General features: G+C 46.3%; 1 pseudogene. It reads left to right on the top strand.

What is annotated here, in order from left to right:
• Positions 1-231, top strand: a pseudogene (locus NLF92_RS13870) (energy-coupling factor ABC transporter permease); the annotation flags it as partial.

Raw genomic sequence — 231 nt, 5'->3', positions numbered from 1 at the left:
TAGGTTTTAGAAACGCCATCATTGCCTCGTTTATCGCGCTTTTAGGAGCAAACGTAACGGGCTATGGAACGTGGGAGAACTTTGGGGTCAACGGTCTATTAGGGACTATCCTTCCCATAGGCACCACCTACCTTTTCTACATGCTTTCGTTTCACCGCATACCGCGACAGCTTTTTGTCTACATATTCGTGTGTGCATTCTTTCCTGCCGCCCTTTCAATTGCACTAAAAA

The sequence above is a fragment of the Opacimonas viscosa genome, from assembly GCF_024199005.1.
GTDB classification, from domain to species: domain Bacteria; phylum Pseudomonadota; class Gammaproteobacteria; order Enterobacterales; family Alteromonadaceae; genus Opacimonas; species Opacimonas viscosa.
This window is presented reverse-complemented; position numbering and strand designations above follow the sequence as displayed.